The sequence below is a fragment of the Paenibacillus sp. RUD330 genome (assembly GCF_002243345.2).
Lineage (GTDB): Bacteria > Bacillota > Bacilli > Paenibacillales > Paenibacillaceae > Paenibacillus_O.
In genome coordinates, this window is the sequence record NZ_CP022655.2 from 4,831,706 (window position 1) to 4,856,767 (window position 25,062).

Consider the following 25,062-nt stretch of genomic DNA (forward strand, 5'->3'; position numbering starts at 1 on the left):
TTCCCCCTGTCTATTTGGCCGAATATCCGGCATCTACGGCTACTGTCGTTCCCGTGACCCTCTGCGACCCGTCGCTTGCCAGCCAGACCATGGCTTCGGCCACATCCCTCGGCGAGACGACGGTGTTGAGCGCGACGGATTCCAGATCGATCGCCTCCTGGTCGCCCAGCCGGATGCCGAGCGAGTCCGCCACGACCTTGGTCATATGCCCGTCCAATCGCTCGTCGTCGTACACCGGCCCCGGGCAGATGGCGTTGACCCGGATGTTCCGGGGGGCGTAGTCCAGCGCAGCCGACTTGGTCAATCCCACCAGGCCGTGCTTCGAGGCGACATAGCCGGCAAAATGCTTGTAGCCGAGCAGTCCCGCGGTCGACGCGATATTGATGATGCTCCCGTGTCCCTGCTCCAGCATGATCGGAGCGGCCGCCTTGATGACCCTCCATGGACCCGACAGATTGACGTTCAGCAGGATGTCCCATTCCTCGCTCTCGTACAGATGAGCCGCCTTGCCGGCGGGAGCTCCAATGCCGGCGTTGTTGACGACCGCATCGATGCGGCCGAACCGGTCGACCGCCTCCTCCACGAGCTCCCGCACCTCGTCCATCTCGCACAGATCCGCGAGGCGCGCCACTACGCTCGCTCCGGCCTCGCGGCAGCTGCGGGCGGTCGTTTCGAGCTGGTCGGACGAGGACAGCGGATACGGCACGGAATCGATGGGGACGCCGATGTCCGTGAGGACGAGATCGGCGCCCTCCTCGGCGGCCAGAATCGCGCAGGCTCTGCCAATGCCGCGGCCGGCTCCGGTAATGAGTATGACCTTGTCCTTGAGCCTAGACATGTGGTTGCGCGCCCTCCTTGCCGGCCAGCTCGGAAGCCATGACGCCCGCCGCCTGCTCCGGCGTGCCGGTGATGTACATATGCTCGCCCTGCACCTCGACCAGCTTGAAGCCGCCCGTCGTGAAGTCTTCCCACCGCTCCGCCGCTTCCTTGGACACGAACGAATCTCCGGCGGCATACAGAGCCGTAATCGGCGCCTTCAGCATGCGACCCGGCACGGCCGCATAGGTCTCGTCCATCTCGAAGTCGGCCCGAAGCGCCGGCATCAGCAGCTCCCTCAGATCCGGAATGGAAAAAGCGTGATGCGTATAGCCGGTCAGCTTGCCGACCTCCTCCAGGAACCGGTCGTCGTCATAGGACGACATGGAATAGCTCCTCCTGCCGCCGGGAGACGAGGCCGCGCTGACGAACAGCCGGAGCACCGGCACCTTTCCGCCCGTTTCCAGCCGGCTGGCGACCTCGAAGGCCAGCGTCGCGCCGAGGAAGCAGTGGCCGAACAGCGCCGCCGGCCTGCCGTCGCCCTGCGCCTCGATCATCTCGGCGAAATCGTCGGCCGCGTCCTGAATGCGGCGGTAAGGCTCCTCGGCGATCTGGCGCTCCCTTCCCGGCAGCTGGATGGGAACGACCTCGGCGGAACCGCCCAGCAGCTCGTTCCAGCCGTTGTAGAAGCTGGCCCCCGCCCCCGCGAATGGAAAGCAGAAAAGACGGATGTCAGATCTAGTATTTTGTGACATAAATGTATCACCCCTCCAAATTTTGATCTTTTTCATTATAGCTCATTTTTCGGATTCGAATAGTGATTTTTAACGGGAGGATTCGACAAGAAATGTAGGAAGGACGCGGCTTTTCCTCTATTACCCGCGTCGAAACGGGGGGGCTTGCGGCGGGTTTTCCGCCCTGCTTCGGCGTTGTGAGATCTTGCGCCATGCCAGACGACAGGATTCGATAGAGGGCGCGTCGAAGTAGTCGTCGGAAGAGAGAAGATTTCGTAAATGGAAACGGAAGCGAGGATCTGTTGCCATGGTGGAGATTTATGCAGTCGAGATCCCTTCCGGCATGGAAAGCAGCCGGCTGGAGGAGCTTGCGGCCTTGGCCGGACCGGAAAAACGGAAGCGGATTCTCCGCTATCATCGGCAGGAGGACGCGCTCCGTTCGCTGGCGGCCGACCTCCTGGCGCGGACGGTGCTCATGGACAAGTGCGGCCTTGCCGCTGAGGAGATCGAGTTCGCCTGCAGCGAATACGGCAAGCCATTCCTGCGCAGCGGCGGGAGCTGGGCGTTCAACGTCTCCCACGCGGGGAAATGGGCCGTAGGCGCCTTCTCGCAGCGGGCCGAGGTCGGCATCGATGTCGAGGAGATCCTTCCTGCCGCCATGGAGATCGCCGGGTCGTTTTTCGCGCCTGCGGAAGTCGGCTACCTGCAGTCTTGTCCGCCCGACGAGAGGCTGGCGCTTTTCTACGACCTGTGGACGCTCAAGGAAAGCTATGTCAAATTCGTGGGCAAAGGCCTGTCGCTGCCGCTGGATTCGTTCGCCATGCGGATAGGAACGGACCGTTCCATCTCCGTCGACTCGGCTCTGCCCATGGCGGCTCATTTCCGCCAGTACGAGCTCGACCCCGCCTACAAGCTGTCGGTCTGCTCCGGCGTTCCTGACTTCGCCGGCCAGGTTGATGTCGTTTACTTTGCGGAGCTGGAGGAGCGGCTGGGTCGGTGAGGCTGTGCCGGATGGCTGCGCATCCAAAAAAGGGAAGCCCCTGCGGCGGGGCTCCCCTTTTTTTGGTCGCGACAACAAAAAATCCCCGCGGAAGAAATTCCGCGGGGATGATGTTCAGAACAATCAATTCGTGCCGGGCTCCGGCTTCGAGCCGGCTTCGGCCGCGACCACGGCGTCCTGCGCCTGGTTCGTCGTCCGCAGCGGAAGCTCCTTCAGGAAGAACACCAGCACCAGCGAGATGCAGAGCACGCCTGTGCCGGTCGCGAACACAAGCGACAGCGTGTCGCCGAGCGCATCGCGGATACGGTCGATCATCTGGACGAAGATGACCCGCGCCTCTTCCGGAAGGCTCTTTTCGGTCGCTTCAATCAGCGGCCTGTTCATGAGCGTCTGCGGATTCGCGAACTCGACCATCTTCTTGGCGACCTCCGGATCCAGCTTGCTGAGATCCGGCGCATCCGCGGATGTCAGCGCCTGCTTCAGATGGCGGGCCAGGTTGTTGGACATGACCGTTCCCATGACGGCGATGCCGATCGTGCCGCCCAGGTTCCGGAACAGCTGCGAGGAGGCCGTAGCGACGCCAAGCTCCTTGTGGGATACGGCGTTCTGCGTCGCCAGCGAGAATACCGGCATGCCCATCCCGAGGCCGACGCCGAAGATGCACATGCTGAGCACGGCCATCCAGACGCTGTTCATGATGATCATGATGCCCATGCCGAGGATCATGATCGGCACGCCGATCAGCGCGTAGCGCTTGTACTTGCCGCTCTTGGAGATGCGCTGGCCGATCAGGGCGCTGGTGACGACCATGAAGATCGACATCGGCATCGTGACATAACCGGCGTAGGTGGCGGAAATGCCGAGCACGCCCTGGACGAAGAAGCTCAGGTAGATCATCGCACCCATCAGGCCGAAGTTCATGAAGAAGCCGATGATGTTCGATACGGTCACAACGCCGTTCTTGAACAGATGGAGCGGCAGGATCGGGTTTTTGGCATACCGTTCGATGAAGACGAAGATAACCCCCGACAGGATGGCTCCTCCGATCAGGCTGAGAATTTCAGGCGAGCCCCAGTCGTACTTCGTGCCAGCCCAGGAGAAGGCGAGCAGCAGCGGCACGATGGTCGTCGTCATGAACAGGGAACCGAGGTAGTCGACCTTCTCCCCCGGCTTCCGCTCCACTTTCGGGAACAGCATCAGGATCATGACGAAGGCCACGATGCCGAGCGGCAGGAAGATCCAGAACAGCCAGTGCCAATCCATATGATCGACGAGATAGCCGCCGAGCGTCGGGCCGATGACGCTGGAGAAGCCGAATACGGCTGTCATCAGACCCATCCATTTGCTCCGCTCCCGCGGAGGGAACAGGTCGCCTACCGCCATGAAGGCGGTGGACTGGATGATGCCGGCGCCGATGCCTTGGATACCGCGGTAAATGATGAACTGGAACACATCGCTCGAGGTGCCCGTCAGGAACGCCCCGATGATGAACAGCAGGATGCCGATCAGGATGAACGGCTTGCGGCCGAACATATCGGACAGCTTGCCGACGAGAATCGTAGCGATGGTGGACGTCAGCAGGTAGATGTTGATCGTCCAGGTGTAGTAGTCCATTCCGTCCAGGATGGAGATGATTCTCGGCATCGCTGTACTGGTGATGGTCTGGTTGATGGCGGCGAAGAACATGGCCGCCATGACAGCGATCATGATGGATAGCTTCCGCTTGTGGGATAAATGTTCCATGATGTCTCTCTCTTCTCCCTTTTAACTGTAGGTTAGGATTCCGATGTCAGCTTCTCCATCAGCTCCGTAATCGTGACGACTTCCTCCGGCGTCAGCCGCGTGAGATAACGGCCAAGCAATTCGTCCCTCACCCGGTGTCCTTCCTCGAGCGCCTCCCTTCCCCTTGGCGTTATTTCCACCAGAACGGATCTGCGATCGACCGTGTCATGGTGCCGGATCACATAACCGCCGTTCTCGAGGCGGTCGATCATGACCGTGACCGCGCTCGGCTTGACCTCCATCTTCTCCGCGATCGCCGCCAGCTTGCACGGACCCTTGAGCTGGACCTGCCTGAGCATGAACATCTGGGGCAACGTCAGCGGGCTGTCCCTGAAAGCATCCGCCAGGGCGTTCTGGAGCTTGTGCGTGAAGGTCTGTACTGCTTCCTGGAAACGTTTGACCTCTGTCTCCATGATGGCCTCCCCTTGATTAAACAATAATATATTTATACAGTTTAACAATTATAATGTCAAATGAATTTGGATGCCACCTGGACATATCATTCCCAGCCGCCAAAAAAATAAAAAGCCTTTCCTTGGAAAAGGAAAGACTTTCGCCTCCCGGGCTTGGCGCGGGCTGCGCCCACGGCAGCGCTCACTTCTGATGACGGCGCGGACTGCGCCTACGGCAGCCGCTCACTTCTGGTGACGGCGCGGTGCGGCCATCCGCCAGAGCGTCCATTTGATTCCGGCGAACAGCCCCGCGATGCCCGAGAGCACGGCGGCCGCCCCGATCCACAGAGCCGTATTGCCGCCAGCGACGACCAAATAGCTGTCGCCATACTGAAAATCATCCGACACGAAATACACTTCCCTCAACCGGAGCCAAGCGAGATAAGCCAAGCCCGCCGCTCCCACGCCCACAGCGATTGCAGCTCCTTGCCACAGGGCTCTCTTCCAAGAAAACAGCGGCATGAACAACGGCTCCATTCAGGCATCGTGCCCATATAATAGGAATGGAACAAATGCTGTATTACCCGGCCGATGTGGCCGAAAGCCACCGTTCCTCCAGAGATCTGTCTTCATGATATGGCAGCAGATTAAGGAAAAATACGAAAGCGCTCGCTGAACAATACGCAAGCGGCATCGCTCTTTGCCGCTGACGCACAGCGGAGAGTGCATGCCGAAGTCCCTCCTGGGCTCCATATAAGTACGCAAAGAGAAGACCGGAGGCTCATGCCCCCGGTCTTTCTCCATCCCATCGAGGGATGCTTCAGTCATAATCCTTGTGGACCCATTCATCCTCCGGCAGCTCGAAGCCGGGCTCGGAATACCGCTGCTCGAGGAAGGGATCCGCCGTGTTGTGGAAGCCGTTGCGCTCCCAGAAGCCGGGCCTGTCCTCGGTCATGAATTCGAAGCCGCGCAGCCACTTGGCACTCTTCCAGAAGTACAGATGAGGCACGACGAGGCGCAGCGGCCCGCCGTGCTTGGCCGTGAGCGGCTCCCCTGCGAACTTGAAGGCCAGCAGGATGTCGTCGCCCATGAGATCGGCCAGCGGCAGGTTGGTCTCATAGTCATGATCGCCGTAGACCATGACATGGCGGGCATCCGGCGCAGGCTCGATTCCGGCGAGGCTCAGGAAATCCCGGAACAGGACGCCTTCCCACTCGGTGTCCATCTTGGACCAGCGGGTCACACAGTGGATGTCCCGCGTCACGCTGACGCGGGGCAAAGCCTCGAGCTCCGCGAAGCTGAAGCTTCTCTCTCCGCCTGTTACCGCTCCGGCGACCCGCAGATCCCACTTGTCCATGTCATAGACGGGAATCTCTCCCTCGTGGAGAATCGGGAACCGGTCGGTCACCGTCTGCCCCGGAGGCACGCGGTCGCCGTAGCGGGCGTCGGGCTTGATCTTGTTCATGATCGCCGCTGCGTTGCGCTTCAGCCGCTCGGCCTTGCCGCTCTCATACGGTGAGCCCATCACATCAGACACCCATCCGCCTGCGCTGATTGTTCGGCTTCTTGTTCAGCTGACTGCGCAGCTCCTTGGCGCCGCCTTGAGCTCCGCCTGCTTGTCCCTGCTTGCCGACCGCCTGGGCTTGCTTCTTCTGCTGCAGCTTCAGCTTGGCGGCCTCAGCCAGCGTCATCTTCTTCGGCTGCTCGGCCGCTTCCTGGTCCTGGGCCGCTGCCGCGCCTGCTTGCTCGTGTGCTTCCGTCATGTGTATTCCTCCCATGCGAACTGTCATGTTTTCCTGATTGTAGTGTAGCCTATTTTGCCCTTTAAAGCCATGCGCAAAACAAGTTAACAATCGACCGCCAGACGCAAGCGGCAAGGAAATCAGTCCTTGTGGAGACAGCCTCCTTGGAGGTTTTCCCCAGCGAAGACCGTCTATGCTTCCATCAAGCCCTCGTCGATCCGGCAATGTCAGGATTCCGCTCCATGATGGCCGCCGCAATCTCCTCCAGCCTCGGCAAATAGGCCAGCGTCCGCTGCGCCCTCCGCTCCAGATCCGCCTGCGAGCGTATGCCGAGGTCTTCCATAAGCTCGTCGAAATCCGGAGCGAGCGGCTTCAGCAGCTCCGGCGCGTCCGCGGCCAGAATTTTGCGGCAGCGGGCGTACGTGGCGGCGATCCAGAAGGCCGCTTCCCGGTGGTTGCCGGACCGGATCAGCTCCAGGCTGGCTTGGATCGCGATCGGCCTTGCTTCCGGCGTGATGTCGGAGCTGAAGAAGAACGGCGTCCGCGCGGCTGATGCGGCCGCGTCGAAGGTTCGGGAAAGTCCGGCCAGATGGTGCTCGACGCGCGCCTGCCGCAGCTTGGCGCTGCCCAGCTGCTGAAGCAGCTCGTCATAGCAGCCGCTCAGGCCATATTCCTCCAGCACGCCGCGCGCCGCCAAATAGCGCAGCCGGATCGTCGGATTGCGAAGAGCCGCGGTGAGAATGACATGGGCCGCCACTCCAGTCGGGAACAGCCATGCCGTCACGCGGTCATGCCACGGCAGATCGGGCTCCGTCCGGCTCAAGCCGTCCTTCATCCTCTGCAGCGCATCCCGGCAGCGCCGCTCGACCCAGAAGCGTTCCGGGAAGCAACGGACCGCCTCCCGCTGGATGGCGCCAAGCCGTCCCGAAGGATCCGCCGACATCCGCCCGTTGCGGATGCCCCCCGCCAGATGATAGGAGCCGAGCACCTTTTCCACCGAATCCAGCCCGCTCCAGGGCAGATATGTCACTTCCAGCAAAGCTCCTCCATACAGGAACTTCCCGAGCTTGGGGGGCGCCGCCTCTCCTTCCAGCACGACGAACACATCGACATCGGAGCCGGCAGGCAGCTCGGCCTTCTCCGGCATCGATGCCGTCGAGCCGCCCAGATAGGCTCCCACGAATCCTTCTCCGGGCGCCGCCTGCTTCCTGACCCATTCATCCGCCAGCTTCCACGCATCTCCGACAAGCATTCCGTTCGTCCTCCCTTCTTCTCCTGCCGCGCCGCACCGAAGGAGCCTGCCGCATGGATCCGGTATCGAGCCCGGCCGCCAAACAAAGCAGAGCCGGACCTGCCGCATCTTCCGCATGCAAGGTCTGGCTCTTCCTTAGTGAATCCATGCCGCAGAGATCGGCCTTCAGTCGGCCAGCTCCGCCAGCAGCTCCTCATGGATCCGCCCGTTGGTCGCGGCGACGTCGCGCACGCCGAGATGATACGGCGTCCCGTCGATATCGCCGACGGCTCCCCCCGACTCCTGCACGAGCAGAGCGCCCGCCGCGATGTCCCAGCTGTTCAGCCCGATCTCCCAGAAGCCGCTCAGCCGGCCTGCCGCCACATAAGCGAGATGCAGCGCGGCAGAGCCCGAGGAGCGGATGTTGCGCACCTTCGGCGCGATCCTCCGGAGCTGTTCGAGATTGCGCGGCAGCGCCGTCCTGTGCTCGGCCGGGAAGCCGGTGGCGACGAGGCTGCTCCGCAGCGTTTCCTCTCCCGATACGCTCATCCGCTTCCCGTGCACGTAGGCGCCCTTCCCCTTCTCCGCGATGAACAGCTCGTCGGCAGACGGGTCGTAGACGACGCCAAGAATAATCTCTCCCTTGTGCGCCAGCGCGATGGAGACGACGAAAAACGGGTAGCCATGCACGAAGTTCGTCGTTCCGTCCACCGGATCCACGATCCAGAGGTACTCGGCGTCGCGCACGCTCTCAAGAGCTCTGGCCGACGCTTCCGGCCCCGGCTCCACTCCTTCTTCCCCAAGAAACGAATGGGAGGGGAAATTCATCATGATGAGGCTGCGGATCAGCTTCTCCGAGCCTTTATCCACCTCGGTGACGAGATCATGAGGCGACATCTTCTCGTCGAGCCTCTGATAGTTCCCGAGCTTCGTCTTGATCCACTCGCCCGCTTTGGAGGCGCAGTTGATGGCCACGGCGGCAAAGCTTTTGCTCCCGACTACCGGTTCGTTCATCCTGCTCACTTCTTTCTATTTGTCTCTATAGCGAGAATCCTCCGGCTTCAGCCGGTTGTCTACAAGGTATACGATCACCATCCGGATTCTGTTGCAAATGGCGATCCGCTGCAGGGCTCTCCGATTGCGGGCCCGCTCAAAGAGCCGACCAGCCCTGCCAGATAAGCCGTGCGGCCAGCACAAGCAGCGTCGCGCGCAGCAGCCACATGATGCTGCGTCCGCTCATGCGGGTTGCGATCCAGGCGCCGGCCTTGCCTCCCAGCCAGGCCCCCGGAGCGAGGGCGAGCACGAGCAGCCAGTCGATCTCCCCCATGGCGCCATGCACGCCGCTGCCCAGAATGGAGGACAGGAAGATGACGAACATGGACGTCGCCGTCGCCACATGAGGCGGGAAGCGGAACAGAATGACCATGACGGGAACGAACAGCGAGCCTCCCCCGATGCCGAACAGTCCCGACACGAGTCCGACGAGCAAGCCGATTCCGAGCAGCAGCGGCAGGCTGTAGCCGTATTCGTACGTCGCGCCTGTGCCGTCGGTCAGCTTGCGCGAGATCGGCCATTCAATTGTAAGCGGATTCATTCGGTCGCGCAAGATGAGCAGCACGGCCATAAGCAGCATGAACAGGCCGAAGCTGAGCTGAAAGGCGCCTCCATGGAACCGGGAAGTCAGCGCCGAGCCGAGCATCGCTCCCGGGCCGCTGGCGATGAAGAGCATCCACGCGCTGCGGAAATCGACCTTGCGCTGCTTGGCGTACGTCATCGACGATGCCAGCGCGGTCACGATGAGCACGGCAAGCGAAGTGCCGACGGCCGTCGCCTCCGGTATCGGCGCTCCCGTCAGGCGCTCGCCGAGCAGCAGCAGGACAGGCACGATGATGATGCCGCCTCCGAGACCGACAATGCTGCCGAATATGGAAGCGACAACGCCTGTAAGTACGATCAGAACCCATTCAAGCATAGGTATTCCCTCCTTCGGCATCCTGCAGACGCCGCTTGCGCGGCAAGGGCACGGATCCCCCTCCGCCGGAGCGGGTGGCGATTCGTGCCCGTTCCGTGTTCCCCGCCTTCACAAAACCTCGATCGTGCCGCCGTCCAGGACACGGATTCCTTCTCCCGCCGCCTCGAGCCGGCGGAAATGCTCCATGAGCGTCACCAGAGCCTGGTCCTTCGCCTTGGATTCCATCATGCAGTCGAGCAGCTCCACGGAGCCGTTCGCGCCGCGCAGGAATTCCAGCAGCGGGCCCGGCTCCACGAAGTCGGCATGGCCTCTCGGATCGCTGAGGCTCTTCGGACTGGAGACGTGGATCTTCGGCGGCAGGCCTGACGGTCCCCCATCCAGTCCAAGCCGCCGCTGCTCCCGGTTCCAGGTGGCGACGATGCGCGGCCACAGTTCCCCGTAGAACGCTTCCTTCGTCTCGCCGCCGTCGTTGACCGCATGATGATGGATGTCCAGCACGACGGGATTGCCGACCTTCTCGGCGATGTCGAGCGTCTCGCGGACGTTGAACGTCTTGTCGTCGTTCTCCAGCGTCACCCGGCCGCGCAGCCTGGCAGCCTGGGCTCCGAACTGCGCGATGAACCGCTCGGCGGAGACGGGCTTGTCCCCGTATGCGCCGCCCACATGGATATTGCATTTGTATTTCTCGTCCAGCCCCATCTCCTCGAGCATCCGCACATGGTACTCCATGTCCCTGACCGAGCTTCTCAGAACCTCGGGGCGAGGCGTGCTGAACACGCAGAAGTGGTCGGGATGGAAGCTGACCCTCATGCCGGTCTCCCTCGCATAGGCGCCGACTTCGGCGAAGGAAGGAGCCAGAGCGGAGTAGGGATTCCAATCCGCGAGCGCATCATGCGTCGCCAGCGGAATGATTTTCGAGGAGAACCGATAGACGTGGATGCCGGCGTAGCGGTTGTTGCGCATGATGCGCAGGGCGCTGTGCAGATTTTCCTCGGCGATACGCTCCAGCTTGCGCAGCGCCGCCTCCCGATCCTCCAGCTTGGAGAAATTCTTGTAGGTCATGGTGCGAGACGACGAAGCGTTCTCCACCAGCAGGCTCATGGCGACGAAGCCGAAGCGGACAATCATCCCCGGCCGCCGAAAAACATTTCATGGGCGAGCGCCGTCTGCACGCGCGACTCTTCCTCCGTCAGCTTGCGGACGAGCTCCATCTCCACCTGCGTCACTTCCTCGCCCTGGAAGTTGATCTCCGCGATGGAGGCGAGGATCTTCACGATGGCGATCGCCTGGTTGCCGGGCGTGTAGGCGATGACCTTCTGTCCGGCCGGAAATACCCGGAACCCCGATTTCATCATCTTTCCTTTGCCGTATTCCAGAAGCTCGTACAGCTCCTGCTCCGACTTGAACTTGCAGACCGAATTGAATTCCGTTGCGAATCCCATTGTCATCACCCTCCTGATCGTTATTGCGGCAAGCGCGGATGCTTGTCCGGATGCTGCGGATGAAAAAACGAGCTTCCCTCCCGCCAAGGCGAAGGAAGCGCGAATGTGTGCGATGCGTATGGAAAACCGGTCAGCCGCCGTACTCCAGCTTCTGCTTCTCCGCATGGCGGGAAATCGCCAAGCCGATGAGGCTGTCGAGCAGCTCCTTGTAAGGAACGCCCGATTCCTTCCAGAGCAGCGGATACATGCTGTAAGGCGTGAAGCCCGGCATCGTGTTCACTTCGTTGATCAGAATCTTGCCGTCGCTCCTGCGGAGGAAGAAGTCGACGCGGGAGAGGCCGGATCCGTCGATCGCCAGATAAGCCCGGATCGCCATCTCGCGCACCGCTTCGGCCGTCTCTGCCGGAAGATCGGCGGGAATGTGCATGACGGAGGTTCCGTCGACGTACTTGGCGTTGTAATCGTAGAAGTCCGTTCCGCTGACGATCTCGCCGACGACCGATGCGCGCGGGTCGTCATTGCCGAGCACGCCTACTTCGATCTCGCGCCCGTCGATGAATTCCTCGATGACGACCTTGCGGTCGTAGCGCAGCGCGAGCTCGATGGCCGCGATGAGTTCTTCCCGGTTGCGGGCTTTGGAGATGCCGACGCTGCTGCCGAGATTGGCGGGCTTGACGAAGCAAGGATAGCCGAGAGCGACCTCCGTCTCCATGACGAAGAACGCGCGGTCCTTCTCCCACTGGGTCCGGTTGAAGTAGCGGTAGACGCATTGCTCTAAGCCCTCGTGGGCGAACACCTTTTTCATGAAAATCTTGTCCATGCCTACTGCCGAAGCAAGAACACCCGCTCCGACGTAAGGAATATTGGCCATTTCCATCAATCCCTGGACCGTGCCGTCCTCGCCGAACGTTCCGTGCAGCAGCGGGAACATGACGTCGATCGTCCCTCCCGGAGCCCCGGCCGAAGCGGCCGCCGCCTGGATGGCGCCCTCTCCGGCCGCAGCCGTCGCCAGCCCGCCGAATACGGGCGCCAGCGCCATGCCGCCGTCCTCTGCCGGAGACAGCTTCAGCTGCTCGACGCTGTGCGGAGCTTCCAGCAGCACTCCGCCGGAGCGCCATTCGCCTTGGCCCGTAATATAGAAGGGCTGTACCTCGTATTTATCGAAATCGAAGGCGCCCATAACGGCCAGCGCCGTCTGCAGCGATACCTGATGCTCGCCCGACTTGCCTCCGTAGATGAGTCCGACGCGAATTTTGTCTCCCATGTTAGCTCCTCCGGTAACCTTCTTGAATTAGAATGCCAATCGCTGCACGGACCGATGCGGCTCCCGCATCAGAAATAGTCCTGCAGATGATAAAACCGATAGCGCGTCCGGTCCGTCCAGGCGTAGGAATCCTTGTAGTCCCAATAGCGGTGCCGGCTCGGCACGGTGTTGGCGTTGACCAGCGGCATGCCGTCGGCATCGAACGCCGTCACGACTGTCGTATGCTGGAATCGCCCGTCGCCGCTCCAATCGTAGGTGATGACGTCCCCGAGGGACAGCTCCGATGCGCTCTCCACCGTCGTCGCCCGCATGCCCGTGCTGCGCGGGAACGACAGATACAGCTGCAGCGCGTTCGACACCGCCCAGCTGTAGCTCCAGGATTCCTGGCCGCCTGTACGGCCTTTGTACCACCATCCCGATTCTCTTTTACCAGTATAGTTCATCGGTGCTTCGCCTGCAAAGACACATTGCGACACGTAATTCGTGCAGTTGACCTCGAACAGCTCGTAAGCCGGATTCGCTTCGTTCCACCACCGGTCGGCGTAGGCGGCGACCAGCTCGCGCCTGTACTCGACGGCGCGGTCGCGGGTATTCAGACGGGACAGGACGCCATAATTAAGGAAAGGGCGCGCCGCGCCAGGACGCTGGATTCCGCTGCCGCCGCCGTCGCCGTAGGAGCGATGCTCGGCCAGCGCGCTGTCCGCCGCGGCATGGCCGTATCTGGGCCTGCGCTCGCCGACGATCGGCTCCACTCGGGTCAGGCGCCATGCTCCGCCCTCCTCGGCCAGCCACAGGCGCTCCTGCTCCAGACGCTCCTCGGTGTAGGAGCGGCCGCGATGCTCGACATGCCGCTTCACATGCAGCTTCAGGACGACCGACACTTCGGTCGCGGACTCGTTGATCCTCAGCAGCGTCGCCCTCGTCTCGCTCTGCGGCGACAGAATGCCGCGCTCCTCGTCCCTGAGGCGCAGCCGGCGCAGCCGTTCCTCCAGGCGGCGGCGGTGGTCCCTGTCTTCCAGCAAGGCTCCGAGCACCTCATGCCTCCGCTCCACTTCGGCTTCATTGTACCCGTGCACGTATTCCTGCACGGCTCCTCTCCAGCCTTCCAGCGCAGCCTGCCTGCCGGAGGACGGCTGCGAGCGCTGGGCCTCCGATCGTTTGACTCCCCGGGTACCGGTACGCGGCATTCCTTTCCCCATCCCTTCTGGTCGGTATTCGCCCATCATCAAGATGATCTTATGACTGCTCTCCATTAAAATATGCGGACCTATCCCCGGATAGAGCGCTTAAACGCCGTTATCCGGTGTTTCATCGAGAATGCGGCAGATATATATCGAATTTTCAGTCAATATCGCATTTTACAAAACAAGCCCGGCTGGCTTATGATATGATGTACCACTCTATCACCATATTTGCTGAATTCCACGTATCGTGGAAGCGGGGGAACCAATACGCGGGCGTCTGTCGACGCTTGCCGGGGTGAATCCGAGAGGAACAGGCCGGGCTGCCGAAGCCGCGTCTCTTTCCTTTTGGTAGGGCTACTCTCTGGCCCGAATCCGTCAGCTAACCCCGTAAGCGCACAAAGGAGAGATGTCAGGATGTCACTGAAAGACAACCGCGCGGCTTGTTCCGCGCAGGAGGGCTTCATTGCGCCTTCCGTCTGTTCCGCGTCTGCGGTCGAGGCCTTCTTGGCTCCGCCGCCGTTTCCGGGCTTGGACGCGCCGATCGCGCTGGACATGGCGGCCGCGGAGGCTTATTCCCCGGCTGCCGAGACGGCCGGCAGGCCGTCCTTCCGTCCCGAGGCGCTTGAAGAGGAGCCTCCGGCTCCGGGCCGCCGCATCCGCTGCATCGACCTGTTCATCACCCGCACGGGACCGCTCGTCGATCCCGAGCGCGGAGATTACCGCGTCGTGCTGCATCTGTGCTTCGGTTCTTCCATCCGTCAGGCTTCCGTGCTCATTCCTTACGCCAAGGCGCCGAGAAGCTGGGACGCGTGGAGCCGTTGGTTCCAGCCGTTCGTCGGGGTCCGCTCCGACGAGGCGATGTCCGTGCTCTATTACGACGCGGAATGGATCAGCGACCACAGAGACCGCCTGCTGCGCAAGACGCTGGAGCCTTCCTCCCAGGAAGGCACGCTGTTCCCGGCCACCGCTTTCTGGAGACGCAACGCCCTAATCGAAACATCCGACATCCATATCCGGCTGTCTCTGTAGCCGGATGGCGCTCTGTCCTTCATTCCTTCCATAGGCATCCCCTGTCCGCTCTGCGGCCCGGGGATGCCTATTGGCTTTTTGGCGCCCGCAACGGTCATTGGCCGCCTAATCTGATAGAGCCGGCCGTATTCGCGCCCGGCACCGCCGCACGGCGGCGATGCGCCTCCAAGGTTCGGAACAAGTCGCAACGGTCAGGGAAGCCCTTTGATTTCGATCATATTCGGACTTCATGCCCCGGTATCTGTTATAAATTGAATTTGAATGATAATATGAATGATCCAACTGCCTTCCGGAAGCATGACATAGCCCATAAAAAAGACTGCCAGCCGTTAGAACGGCTGGCAGTCTTTCTATTTCACCATCAAGCGTGGCTCAGTTCGAGCTCGTCTTCCTCATCCCGCTCGTAGGATTCCCGATCGAATTCCCCTTCCGATACGGCGACCAGCAGCGTCGACACGGTCGTGCCGGAGGCGTTCAGCGCCGTGCGGCCCATGTCGACCACGGCATCGATCGCAAGCACCAGCCCCAGTCCTTCCAGTGGCAGGCCAAGCGCGGTGAGCACGACGGTCGTCGAGATGGAGGCCGGACCCGGCACCCCGGCGACGCCGATCGACGAGATCATGCTGACCAGCACGATGAGCACGTAATCCGACCAGCCCAGCGGCACGCTGTACACCTGGGCGACGAATACCGCCACGACGGCAGGCCATACGCCGCCGCAGCCGTTCATGTTCATCGTCGCGCCGAGCGGAGCGACGAAGCTGGCGATGCGCGGCGATACGCGCAGCCTCTTGGTGATGACCTCGAGGTTGACCGGCAGCGTCGCGTAGCTGCTGCGAGTCGTGAAGGCGACCGCGAGCGTCGGATAGATTTTGCGGAGGAACTTGAATGGATTCAGCCTCGCGCCGAACGTCACCAGCGCTCCGAAGGTAAGGATGAAGTGCAGCAGCAGCGCGATATACGTCGCGATGATGAGCGTGATAAGCGGCTTGAGCGTCTCTGCGCCGTACTTGGCGGCCATGGAGCCGATCAGCGCGTATACGCCGTACGGAGTCAAGCGGATGATGTACTTGGTCACCTGATTCATGACCTGCTTTAGCGATTCGATGACCTGGCGCACCGGCTCGACCGCTTCCGGCTTGCGGGAGCTGAGATGCACGATCGCCACCGCGACGAAAATGGAGAAGATCAGCACCGGCACGACTTTGCCGTCCGCCATATCCCCGATCGGATTCGACGGAACCAGATTCAGGATGACCTCCGAGAAGGTCGGAATGGCACGCGATTCGTAGCCTTCCGGCACGCTTTGGGCGATGCCCGTTCCCGGGTTCGCGACCAGAGCGACGACAAGCCCGATGAGGGCTGCGATTCCGGTCGTAACCAGGAACAGCAGGATGGTCTTCGTCCCGATCTTGCGCAGCTGCCCGAGATTCGAGATCGAGGTGATGCTGGAAATGACAAGCACGGCGACGAGCGGAATGACGAGCATCTTGATCAGGTTGACGTAGATGGACCCGATCGTGCCGATGCTGGTCGCATCCAGCTCGAGGGCGTTCAGCGTGATGCCGACGGCCAGACCGATTCCGAGCGCGATCAGAACGCGGTAGCCGAAGTTCACGCGGCGCCGCGCCAGCCACACGAGCAGGCCGATGACGACAATAGAGACAAGCAAGCTGATCCAGTTTGTTTGTATGGCATGGATCAGGTTATTATTTGGAACCAAGCAGCTCAACTCCCTTATTCCTATCATGTTACTATGATATAGTATATTAGTTACATCTAAGGTATATGTCAACTACTTTTAACCCCGTGAACTTCTTCCTTATCCTAGAAAGCAAAAAAACGGAGACCTCGAGGTCTCCGATGCTTGAGTGGTCCGTTTGAATTGTCAGGCTCGACATGCTCTCGCGCCAGGACGCAGGAATGGCCCGGGAATCGATCCGGACCGGTGAAGCCCCTTCCGACCGCCCGGCTCCCGCACCGGCGGCGCCGTTGATGAGCGGCCCCTGTTCGATCCGGTCATCCGGACAGCCTGGCTCCTTCCGGTCAGCCGGACAGCATGGCGCCCATGCGCTGAGCCGACTGGATGATGAGAGCGGATTGCTCGGCGATGATCTCCGGCGTGAATCGGGCCGAAGGTCCTGAGACGGACAGCGCGGCCGCCAGCCGGCCCGAGCGGTCGAACACCGGAGCCGACACAGCGGCGGCGCCCGGCTCCCGCTCTTCTTGGCTCGTAGCGTAGCCCATGCGGCGGATTTCCTCCAGCTGCTCGCGGAACGCCGCCGGATCGAGCCCCGGAGGCATCGCCTCGTCGGACATGAGCCGGTCGGCCAAGGAAGGCTCCGCGAAGGCAATCAGCACTTTGCTCGATGCCCCCACATAGAGCGGCAGCCTGAGGCCGACCGGCGCGACCCTGCGGATCGCCTGGTTGCTTTGGACGGCCTGGATGCGGATCCGCTCCCGCCCGTCCTGCACATACAGGCTTACCGTCTCGCCGATCGTGTCGCGAAGCCGCTCCATCTCCGGCAGGCAGATCGCGGCGGGATCGCCGGAGCGCGATATATGCGCGGCGAGCTCCCAGATCTTCATCCCGAGCCGGTATCTCTCCGAGCTGCGGTCGCGCTCCAGGAAGCCCTTGTCCTCCAGCGTCGCCAGCATCCGGTGGACGGTGCTCTTATGGAGGCCGACGCGCTCCGCGATCTCCGTCATCGGCAGATCGGTCTCGGTCGTGAAGCACAGCAAAATATCCAGCGCGCGTTCGACCGCTCGCACATTCGATTTGCCTTCATCGGCACGGGCTGCTTTTGGCTCCACGCTCTTCATCTCCTTCCGGCACCGGATGCGATGCCTCTCTATTCCCGTCTCTGCGCCGGGATACCGCTTATTGGTTCATTCCGAATCCGAAACCTCGTGTCCGGTACGTCAATGTGCCGGAATATGCCGGAGCCAGCCGGATTTAAACGGCTCTGCAGGCGGATGTCCGCTTTGATTGAGAATCATTATCATTATAGAGGAACATTTTCCGTTCGTCTATGCTTTTTAGGCCTATAAGGTTTCACTGAATGAAACCGAGATTCTTCTAGTATAACCGTATTCCCGAATTCCGTAAAGAAACAGGCTCTTCTTCCCCTGGCCTCCGCCGCCGCAGGCTTTCTTTTACAAGCAGATTACAAGACCTTAACAATTCACCGACATCAATTGACAGCCCGGACCAAAGACACATAAAGTAGTAGTACATCGGATCTATACCGCTTACATTGCAAGGGAGGGGAAGACGATATGAGCAGCACCGCCCTGTCGACGCCGCTTAACCTCGAGGGAAACCGGTCATCCGTCGCTCCCCGCCGGGATACGCGCCGCAACGCGCTGATCGCTTCCGTATCCGCCCTGGCCGCGCTGGCCCTGCTCGCGGCTGCCGCATTCCACGGCTACATCGCCTGGATGGTCGCTTACCCTTATGTGGCTCCGGTCTATTCCAATCCCATGGAAGCCAAGCAGCTGAGCTACAGCGACATCACTTTTCCCAGCCAGAGCGGCCGTACGACGGTGAGCGGCTGGTACATCCCCGCCGGGTCCGGCCATTCCGTCAAGGAAGCGTCCGATCGGACCGTCATCCTCAGCCACGGCTACGGAGCGAACCGGGAGGAAACCTGGGTGCCCATGTATGATTTGGCGAGCCTGCTCAACAGGCTTCATTATAACGTGCTGATGTTCGATTACGGCTATGCCTCCAAGCAATACCGCGCCCCGGCGACGGGAGGCTGGGAGGAGTCGCAGCAGCTGCTCGGCGCCGTCGATTACGCCCGCAGCCACGGCTCCGGCGAGGTGGTCGTGTGGGGATTCAGCATGGGAGCCGGAACCGCGCTCCAAGCCGCGCTGCAAACGAAGGACATCGACGCCATGATCCTCGACAGCACGTTCGTGCCGAGTCCCGACACGCTGTTCGAGAACGTCCGGCAGATCATCGATCTTCCCCGCTTTCCTTCGCTGCCTCTGATCGAGGCTCTCCTGCCGCTCTGGACAGGGGTGGATTTCAACAAGATTCCCGCCGAGAAGGTCATGAGCACCGACTTCACTATTCCCATCTATATGATCCACGGTACGATGGATGTCAAAGCCTCCTACCAATCGGCCGAAACGATCGCGAGCCGGCAGACGAATCCGCTGTCGCGGGAATGGATCGTGAACGGCGGCTATCACGAGATGCTGTACCGCGAGCATCCCAAGGAATATATCCAGCGCGTCGCCTTGTTTCTCAGCCAGGTCAACCAGTCGCTCGAGAACGGGGGCGCGGCCGCCTGATCCCGTTCCCTCGCAACCTCATGTGTCATCCAAGCTTATGGCCGGACCCCGAGGGTCCGGCTTTTTTGGGCTTCAAAAGCTCGAACATAGCTGTCCCCAAGCCCGAATACATCTAGAAGAGGATGGAAACTACATGCTCGAGGGGGCGGTCACATATGCCGGAAGCGGATCGAAGCGCCAGGCAGCTTAAGCTGCTGGAGGGTATCAAGGAATGGAAGATGCAGGAACAAAGCCACGCGGAGCTTATCCGGCTCGTCTCTCCCGGCCTGGAGCCGGCTTACAGGGGACTGCTGCAGCAGTGGGAGCCTCTGTTCCGGCTGACCGGGCAGCAGGCCGAGGAGCTTCTGGGCGAAGAGGCCCGAATGAGCGGAGACGAGCAGAGAAGCGAGGAGGCCGAGCATTCTCTGGCCATGATCGACCGGCGTACCGCAGGCTTGTTGGAGGCATCCGCGCTCCAGACCAGAACCTTTACCGAGCAGCTGGCGCAAATGCTGCAAGCGAGCCTCGCATTGGCTCGGGATCAGGCCGGGCGCTCCGCCGTCGACCATGCGCTGCGGGAAGCCAGCTACCGCCTGGGGAAGGCCGAGGCCTATAGCCAGGCCCGCAGCCAAGCCGACGAAGCCGCCCGCTCCGTCAGCGGCGGCTCGGAGCAGGAGCAGCCGGCCTCGGCTTCCCGCGACGGCGAGCCAGGCAGGCTGTCCGCCAAAGGCTATCCGGCCGAGGAGCTGCAGCAGGTTCCCATCGGTGGCCATGCGCTCCCGCCGCTTCCGTATGCCTATGATGCCCTGGAGCCGTACATCGACGCGAAGACGATGGAAATCCATCACGACAAGCATCATCAGGCTTACGTCACGGATCTCAACAAGGCGGAGAAAGAGCTTCAGGCATCCAGGCAGAACGGAAATTTCGATCTGGTGAAGCACTGGGAGCGCGAGCTGGCTTTCAACGGCGCCGGCCATTATCTGCATACGCTGTTCTGGACCGTCATGTCTCCCCAAGGCGGCGGCCGGCCTGTAGGGGCGATCGGGGATGCCATCGACCATGATTTCGGCGGCTTCGACGCGTTCAAAAAACAGTTCAGCGAGGCGGCCGGCAAGGTCGAGGGCGGCGGCTGGGCGATCCTCGTCTGGAGCCCCCGCAGCCGCAGGCTTGAAATACTGCAGGCGGAGAAGCATCAGAACCTCTCCCAATGGGACGCCATCCCCCTGCTGCCGCTAGATGTCTGGGAGCATGCCTATTACTTGAAGCATCAGAACAAACGTCCCGATTACGTCAAGGACTGGTGGAATGTCGTCAACTGGCCCTATGTGAACCAGCGCTTCGAAAAGGCGGGGACGATCGCCTGGGAGCCATACTGATCAGCGAGCCATGCCCGCCTTTGAACGGATGAACGCACAAAAGAACCCGCTTGCCCAGGCAAGCGGGTTCTGCGTGCTGCTACTGCTTCAGCAGCGAGAGGAATTCGGAACGCAGCGCGCTGCTGGTCCGGAACTCCCCCCGCACGCCGGAGGTGATCGTCTTGCTGCCCGGCTTCTTGACGCCCCGGGAGCACATGCACAGATGCTCGCCCTCCACGACGACCATGACGCCCTGCGGCGACAGCGCATCCATGAGGATGTCGGCGATCTGGGCCGTGATCCGCTCCTGCACCTGCAGCTTGCGGGTGACGGCTTCGACGAGCCGGGCCAGCTTGCTGAGGCCGACGATGTGGCCGTTCGGCAGATAGCCGATGTGGATCTTGCCGAAGAACGGAGCCATATGATGCTCGCACTGGCTGTAGTACACGATATCCTTCACGATGACGAGCTCCTCGTGGTTCTCGTCGAACGTAACGCCGAGCACTTCCGCCGGATTGACCTCGTAGCCGGCGAAGATCTCCTCGTACATCCGCGTCACGCGGGCAGGCGTATCCTGCAGCCCTTCGCGCTCCACGTCCTCTCCGACGAGCCTCAGAATCTCGCGGAGATGATATTCGATCTGCTCCCGATTGCGGGAGACATGGGAATTGCTATAGTCCTTCAAGCCTGCCATAGGCGGGTTTCTTCCCTTCTGGCTTCAGCAGGGGCTTACTTGCGCTTGCCGCCGCGCTGGTTCGGAATGAACTTCTGGTTTTGGGGAGCGCCGGCGCCGCCCTGGTTCTTCATCATCTGCTGGGCGCGCTGCATCTGCTTGCCGTTCAGATTGTAGCCCATCTGCTTGGCCATCTTCTGCAGCATCTCCGGATCGGACTGCATCTTCTCCAGCTGCTTGCGGAGATAGAAGACGCCGATGAAAAATCCGCCGACCCCGCCGACGATAAGGGTAACGATGGGGATGACGTAGTTATACCATTCCATATTGGCTCACCTATCCTTCATGGGTGTTCATAGACTTGTCCATGATAGCATTATCGGGTATCGCGCGCAATCCGGCGACAGGCGCTGCGGACCGTTCAAGAATGCGGCGATGCCGGCTCCTGCCCGGCTTCCGCTGCTTCCGAGGCTGCCAAGGCTTCCGCCGCGGCCGCGGCCCGGCCGATGACATCCCGCGCCTCCGGATCGTCCTCGGCGCCGAGCGCGTCCCGCAGCGCCTGGAGCGCCGCCTCGCCGCCGATGCGGCCGAGCGACCAGGCCGCCGTGCCGCGCAGCACCGGGCGCGGATCGTCGCGCAGCACCTTAATCAGGGCGGGCACGGCGCCCTTCTCGCGGAAGTTGCCGAGCGCGATGACCGCATTGCGCTGGATCGGCTTTTTGCCCCGCCAGGAGGAGGAGTTGGAGCCGTAACGCTCCTTGTACTCGCGGCCCGAGATATTGAGCAGCGGCTCCAGCAGCGGCTTGACCTGCTCCGGGTCTGCCTCGAACTCCGGATGGCGCGTGACGTTGATGCCCTTGTTGACGGGACAGACGATCTGGCAGGTGTCGCAGCCGTACAGCCGGTTGCCGATCTTGCGCATGAGCTCGTCGGAAACCATCTCCTTGGTCTGGGTGACGAAGGACACGCAGCGCTGCGCGTTCAGCTGCCCGGGCCCGACTAACGCGCCCGTCGGGCAGGCGTCGATGCACTTGGTGCAGCTGCCGCAGCTGTCCTCGATCGGGGAATCCGGCTCCAGCGGCAGGTTGGTGATCATCTCCGCAAGGTAGATCCATGTGCCGTGCCTGCGGTTCATGATGAAGCTGTTCTTGCCGCTCCACCCTATCCCTGCGCGCTCTGCGACCGCCCGGTCCGACAGCTCGCCGGTATCGACCATGGACTCCGCCCGCAGCTCCGGCACCCGCTCCCGCAGCCAATCCTCCAGCCGCGCGAGCCGGCTCCGCAGCACCGTGTGATAATCCTCCCCCCAGGAAGAGCGCGACAGGATTCCCCTTCTCGCTCCCGGCTCCGACTTGGGCGGATTGCGCAGCTTGCTTGGATAGCCGACCGAGATCGCGATGATCGACAGCGGCTCGTCGAAGAGGAGGGAAGGATCGGTGCGCCGATCGATGTCCTTGGCCTCGAAGCCCGATTCATACCCGAGCTCCCGGTGCCGGATCAGACGTCCCTTGAGCTCGGCGAACGGCTCGGGCGAAGCGATGCCGATGTCGTCGATGCCGAGGCCGTAGGCGGCTTCCTTCATATCGGCCTTCAGACGGGCCCAGAAGGCCGCGTCCCTGATCGTCTCCTCCATCTTCCTCCCCTCCTTCATCCGTCCGATTCCGGCCCGCCGTTCAGACCTTGCCTGACGCCCTCATCGCCTTGATCGCTCCGACGGCAAGCTCGTCGCAGCGGTTGTTCCATTCGTTGTCGCTATGGCCCTTCACCTTGACGTAGGAAACGTCATGGATGCCCATCAGCTCCCACAGGCGCTGCCACAGCTCCTTGTTCTCGACCGGCTGTCCCTTGCTGTTCTTCCAGCCGTTGCGCAGCCAGCCCTTGATCCAGTTGTTCTGGAAGCAGTTCACCACATACGCCGAGTCGCTGTGCACGGTCGCCTTGCAAGGAACCTTGAGCAGCGACAGCGCTTCGATGACCGCCTGGATCTCCATGCGGTTGTTCGTCGTATGCGGCTCCGCGCCGGATATCTCCTTGCGCTTGTCCCCGTAGAACAAGACGGCTCCCCACCCGCCCGGACCGGGGTTGCCGGAGCAGGCTCCATCCGTATAGATCGATACTTCTTTCATATAAAGGGCCAACTCCTTCTGCTTGATCCTTTCGGCAAAACGCTCCGCCGCTACAGCTTGTCGATATGGCCGGCCGGCCAAAGGACGAACTCCGCCCTGCCCCGGACATCCTCCTCGTCGACGAGCCCGAAGGCGCGGCTGTCCCGGCTGGCCAGCGGCAGGCGGTTGTCTCCCATGACGAACAGCTTGCCCTTGCCGACGGTCAGAGGCGGAAAAACCCCCTCCGTGCGGTCTCCGCCGGCATAGTCTTCCTCCAGCTTCTCCCCGTTCAGGTACAAGCTGCCGTCCCTGATCTCGACCCGATCGCCGGGCAGGCCGACGACGCGCTTGACGAGATAATCGGAGCTCCCGTCCGGCGGCTGCGGATCCCGGATAATCATGACGTCGCCATGATGCGGAGAGGACATCGTCATCGCCATCTTGTTGACCAGCAGCCAATCGCCCTCCGACAAGGTCGGCTCCATCGACTGTCCTTCCACGATCGAAAGGTTGAAGACGAATCGCTGCAGCAAGGCGACCACGGCCAGCGCCAGGACGGCCGTACGGACCAGCCGAAACAGCTCCCTGGCATGCGAGGCTCCGCCTGAGCGCGCCGGATGCCCGTCAACGGCCATGCCGACGCCCTCCGGACCGCTTCCCGCCAGCGGCAGCGCATCCTTCTCCCCGCTCGGCGTCCCTCTCATTCCGCCTCGCCCTCCGCTCCGTTCGCGATGCTCGCCCGCCAGGCTTCGTAATAGGCCTTCACGACCTCGTCCTCGAAAGGAGGCTTGCCTCCGCGGATCCGATGGGTAACTTCCCTCAGCCCTTCGCTTACTTTGGCGTCGACGACAGGCGGATAGCGGTACTCCGCCTTATGCCTCTCGTATTCGTCCCGATCCACGACAGCCAGATCGCCGCCCGCAGTCCGGATCACATCAAGGTCGTAATCGATATACGTCAGCACATCTCCCGTCAAGTACGGCGGCGAGGCCAGATTGCAGTAATAACGGATGCCGAAATCCTCGATCATCGCGACGACGTTGAACCATTTGCCCGGAATAAAAAAAGAGACCGCCGGAACGCGGCTGACCCACATGGATCCGTCCGCTTCCTTGATCGGCGTCTGGTTGTTGAGGAGCACATGCATCCCCTCCGCGGCATGCTGCGGCAGAAGCAGCTCCTGCGGCACGAGCCAGTTCCGCTGCCATTGCCGGTGCAGATGGCCGTCATGCTTGAAGCTTTTGATGTAACAGCGCCGATAGTTGTTCACTTACGCACTCCCTGACATTCACATCTTACTAATAAGAAAAGCACATCCGGACGTCAAAAGCAATTGACGAAGGATATGCCTCGGGATGACGACCATATGGAAAGGAAGAATTGCGGGAAACAAAAGCTTGGTTCTTCGGTTCAGCCAGCTACGATGCTGAGCTTCTGGAACGAATGATAGAAATCGGAAGGCTCGAAGCCCAGGGAGCTGTAAAGCGGCAGTACGGGTTCGTTGTGCTCGTCCGCCGTAACCATGATCTTGGAAACCTTGCGCTGCTCGAACCGGCCGCGGAGGCTGGAAATGAGGCTCTTGGCGATCCCTTGGCCGCGGTGATCCGGATGAACGGCCACACGGTAGTAATAGCCTCGGTTGTTGTCGATCGTTCCGATGATGATGCCCGTCATCTTGTCGCCCGCCGAAGCGATGAGCACAAGATCGCTGTCCCATGAAAGCTGGCGCGTGAGCGCTTCGATTGTCAGCTCGTAACACTCTTCCGACAATACCGACTGCAGCAAGGACGTCACGGCATGGTAGTCTGCCAGCTGGAAAGAACGAAGATGCATGAATGCTTGTCTCCCTTACATTCAATGTCATTGTAAAAGCTAACTCTGATTATACGACAAAAGTTAACGAAATCCAGCCATTTTGCTCAAAAACCTTAATTAAATTTAACATTGCGCTTACATTCTGTTGTAAGCGCTGTCTTACAAGCGCTTACATCATGGTTCGGGAAAAGTTCATGCGGGTAATGGAATAAATATGCTTTTTCGTGAAAGGATAAGATGCG

Annotated in this window: 27 protein-coding genes and 1 riboswitch; of the genes, 4 read left to right on the forward strand and 23 right to left on the reverse strand. The window is 61.3% G+C overall.

Annotation, left to right across the window (positions count from 1 at the left end; translation table 11 throughout):
- Window positions 1-10: 10 nt before the first annotated feature.
- The gene (locus CIC07_RS22005; RefSeq protein ID WP_076357957.1) at window positions 11-838 is read right to left on the reverse strand and encodes an SDR family oxidoreductase; all 828 of its coding nucleotides are present in this window, start codon (window positions 836-838) and stop codon (window positions 11-13) included.
- Complete coding sequence (locus tag CIC07_RS22010; protein ID WP_076357956.1) at window positions 831-1,571, reverse strand: thioesterase II family protein; 741 nt, start codon at window positions 1,569-1,571, stop codon at window positions 831-833. The genes CIC07_RS22005 and CIC07_RS22010 overlap by 8 nt, the downstream gene beginning before the upstream one ends.
- 286 nt (window positions 1,572-1,857) lie before the next feature.
- On the opposite strand from CIC07_RS22010, the gene CIC07_RS22015 reads away from it, so the two are divergent.
- Window positions 1,858-2,550, forward strand: coding sequence for a 4'-phosphopantetheinyl transferase family protein (locus CIC07_RS22015; RefSeq protein ID WP_076357955.1), 693 nt, complete (start codon window positions 1,858-1,860; stop codon window positions 2,548-2,550).
- Between the two features lie 123 nt (window positions 2,551-2,673).
- Here the strand turns inward: CIC07_RS22015 and CIC07_RS22020 are convergent, their stop codons facing one another.
- The 12 genes from CIC07_RS22020 to CIC07_RS22075 form a co-directional block, all read right to left on the reverse strand.
- The gene (locus tag CIC07_RS22020; protein ID WP_076357954.1) at window positions 2,674-4,293 is read right to left on the reverse strand and encodes a DHA2 family efflux MFS transporter permease subunit; all 1,620 of its coding nucleotides are present in this window, start codon (window positions 4,291-4,293) and stop codon (window positions 2,674-2,676) included.
- Window positions 4,294-4,325: 32 nt separating this feature from the next.
- Window positions 4,326-4,745: a MarR family winged helix-turn-helix transcriptional regulator gene (locus CIC07_RS22025; RefSeq protein WP_076357953.1), complete on the reverse strand. Its 420-nt coding sequence runs from the start codon at window positions 4,743-4,745 to the stop codon at window positions 4,326-4,328.
- Window positions 4,746-4,967: 222 nt separating this feature from the next.
- Window positions 4,968-5,195: a hypothetical protein gene (locus CIC07_RS22030; protein ID WP_139334437.1), complete on the reverse strand. Its 228-nt coding sequence runs from the start codon at window positions 5,193-5,195 to the stop codon at window positions 4,968-4,970.
- Between the two features lie 349 nt (window positions 5,196-5,544).
- On the reverse strand, window positions 5,545-6,249 hold the full coding sequence (locus CIC07_RS22035; RefSeq protein WP_076357951.1) for a sulfite oxidase-like oxidoreductase: 705 nt from the start codon (window positions 6,247-6,249) through the stop codon (window positions 5,545-5,547).
- Between the two features lie 4 nt (window positions 6,250-6,253).
- Window positions 6,254-6,487, reverse strand: a complete 234-nt coding sequence (locus CIC07_RS22040; RefSeq protein ID WP_076357950.1) for a hypothetical protein — start codon at window positions 6,485-6,487, stop codon at window positions 6,254-6,256.
- 181 nt (window positions 6,488-6,668) lie between these two features.
- A complete protein-coding gene (locus CIC07_RS22045; protein ID WP_076357949.1) occupies window positions 6,669-7,718 on the reverse strand; it encodes a hypothetical protein in 1,050 nt (349 codons plus the stop codon).
- A 165-nt stretch (window positions 7,719-7,883) separates the two neighbouring features.
- Window positions 7,884-8,711, reverse strand: a complete 828-nt coding sequence (locus CIC07_RS22050) for an inositol monophosphatase family protein (RefSeq protein WP_175619196.1) — start codon at window positions 8,709-8,711, stop codon at window positions 7,884-7,886.
- A 136-nt stretch (window positions 8,712-8,847) separates the two neighbouring features.
- A complete protein-coding gene (locus tag CIC07_RS22055) occupies window positions 8,848-9,669 on the reverse strand; it encodes a sulfite exporter TauE/SafE family protein (protein WP_076357947.1) in 822 nt (273 codons plus the stop codon).
- A 108-nt stretch (window positions 9,670-9,777) separates the two neighbouring features.
- A complete protein-coding gene (gene uvsE / locus CIC07_RS22060; RefSeq protein WP_076357946.1) occupies window positions 9,778-10,797 on the reverse strand; it encodes a UV DNA damage repair endonuclease UvsE in 1,020 nt (339 codons plus the stop codon).
- Entirely contained in the window at window positions 10,794-11,111 is a 318-nt protein-coding gene (locus tag CIC07_RS22065; protein WP_048747355.1) for a hypothetical protein, read from the reverse strand. Before CIC07_RS22065 ends, uvsE begins: the two co-directional genes overlap by 4 nt.
- Before the next feature lie 130 nt (window positions 11,112-11,241).
- Complete coding sequence (locus CIC07_RS22070) at window positions 11,242-12,375, reverse strand: D-alanine--D-alanine ligase (protein ID WP_076357945.1); 1,134 nt, start codon at window positions 12,373-12,375, stop codon at window positions 11,242-11,244.
- Between the two features lie 68 nt (window positions 12,376-12,443).
- On the reverse strand, window positions 12,444-13,562 hold the full coding sequence (locus CIC07_RS22075) for an amidase domain-containing protein (protein ID WP_083688327.1): 1,119 nt from the start codon (window positions 13,560-13,562) through the stop codon (window positions 12,444-12,446).
- Window positions 13,563-13,778: 216 nt separating this feature from the next.
- Window positions 13,779-13,968, forward strand: a riboswitch (cyclic di-AMP (ydaO/yuaA leader).
- 5 nt (window positions 13,969-13,973) lie between these two features.
- On the opposite strand from CIC07_RS22075, the gene CIC07_RS22080 reads away from it, so the two are divergent.
- Window positions 13,974-14,588: a hypothetical protein gene (locus tag CIC07_RS22080; protein ID WP_076357944.1), complete on the forward strand. Its 615-nt coding sequence runs from the start codon at window positions 13,974-13,976 to the stop codon at window positions 14,586-14,588.
- A 361-nt stretch (window positions 14,589-14,949) separates the two neighbouring features.
- Here CIC07_RS22080 and CIC07_RS22085 read toward each other — a convergent pair whose 3' ends face one another.
- Complete coding sequence (locus CIC07_RS22085) at window positions 14,950-16,311, reverse strand: dicarboxylate/amino acid:cation symporter (protein WP_234992978.1); 1,362 nt, start codon at window positions 16,309-16,311, stop codon at window positions 14,950-14,952.
- Between the two features lie 323 nt (window positions 16,312-16,634).
- Window positions 16,635-17,402 (reverse strand): IclR family transcriptional regulator, encoded by a 768-nt coding sequence (locus CIC07_RS22090; RefSeq protein WP_234992977.1) that lies wholly within the window; start codon window positions 17,400-17,402, stop codon window positions 16,635-16,637.
- A gap of 465 nt (window positions 17,403-17,867) precedes the next feature.
- On the opposite strand from CIC07_RS22090, the gene CIC07_RS22095 reads away from it, so the two are divergent.
- Together CIC07_RS22095 and CIC07_RS22100 are read left to right on the forward strand one after the other, a co-directional pair.
- On the forward strand, window positions 17,868-18,890 hold the full coding sequence (locus tag CIC07_RS22095) for an alpha/beta hydrolase (protein ID WP_076357941.1): 1,023 nt from the start codon (window positions 17,868-17,870) through the stop codon (window positions 18,888-18,890).
- 155 nt (window positions 18,891-19,045) lie between these two features.
- Complete coding sequence (locus CIC07_RS22100; protein WP_076357940.1) at window positions 19,046-20,248, forward strand: Fe-Mn family superoxide dismutase; 1,203 nt, start codon at window positions 19,046-19,048, stop codon at window positions 20,246-20,248.
- Between the two features lie 79 nt (window positions 20,249-20,327).
- Here CIC07_RS22100 and folE read toward each other — a convergent pair whose 3' ends face one another.
- The 7 genes from folE to CIC07_RS22135 form a co-directional block, all read right to left on the reverse strand.
- Window positions 20,328-20,921, reverse strand: coding sequence for a GTP cyclohydrolase I FolE (folE, locus tag CIC07_RS22105; protein WP_076357939.1), 594 nt, complete (start codon window positions 20,919-20,921; stop codon window positions 20,328-20,330).
- Window positions 20,922-20,956: 35 nt separating this feature from the next.
- Window positions 20,957-21,226: a YneF family protein gene (locus CIC07_RS22110; protein ID WP_021881158.1), complete on the reverse strand. Its 270-nt coding sequence runs from the start codon at window positions 21,224-21,226 to the stop codon at window positions 20,957-20,959.
- 95 nt (window positions 21,227-21,321) lie between these two features.
- Entirely contained in the window at window positions 21,322-22,533 is a 1,212-nt protein-coding gene (gene queG / locus CIC07_RS22115; RefSeq protein WP_076357938.1) for a tRNA epoxyqueuosine(34) reductase QueG, read from the reverse strand.
- A gap of 40 nt (window positions 22,534-22,573) precedes the next feature.
- A complete protein-coding gene (gene rnhA / locus CIC07_RS22120) occupies window positions 22,574-23,026 on the reverse strand; it encodes a ribonuclease HI (protein ID WP_076358061.1) in 453 nt (150 codons plus the stop codon).
- Between the two features lie 50 nt (window positions 23,027-23,076).
- A complete protein-coding gene (gene lepB / locus CIC07_RS22125; RefSeq protein ID WP_083688275.1) occupies window positions 23,077-23,709 on the reverse strand; it encodes a signal peptidase I in 633 nt (210 codons plus the stop codon).
- Window positions 23,706-24,275: a DUF402 domain-containing protein gene (locus CIC07_RS22130; protein ID WP_076357937.1), complete on the reverse strand. Its 570-nt coding sequence runs from the start codon at window positions 24,273-24,275 to the stop codon at window positions 23,706-23,708. Before CIC07_RS22130 ends, lepB begins: the two co-directional genes overlap by 4 nt.
- Before the next feature lie 140 nt (window positions 24,276-24,415).
- Window positions 24,416-24,838: a GNAT family N-acetyltransferase gene (locus tag CIC07_RS22135; protein WP_021882252.1), complete on the reverse strand. Its 423-nt coding sequence runs from the start codon at window positions 24,836-24,838 to the stop codon at window positions 24,416-24,418.
- Window positions 24,839-25,062 lie beyond the last annotated feature (224 nt).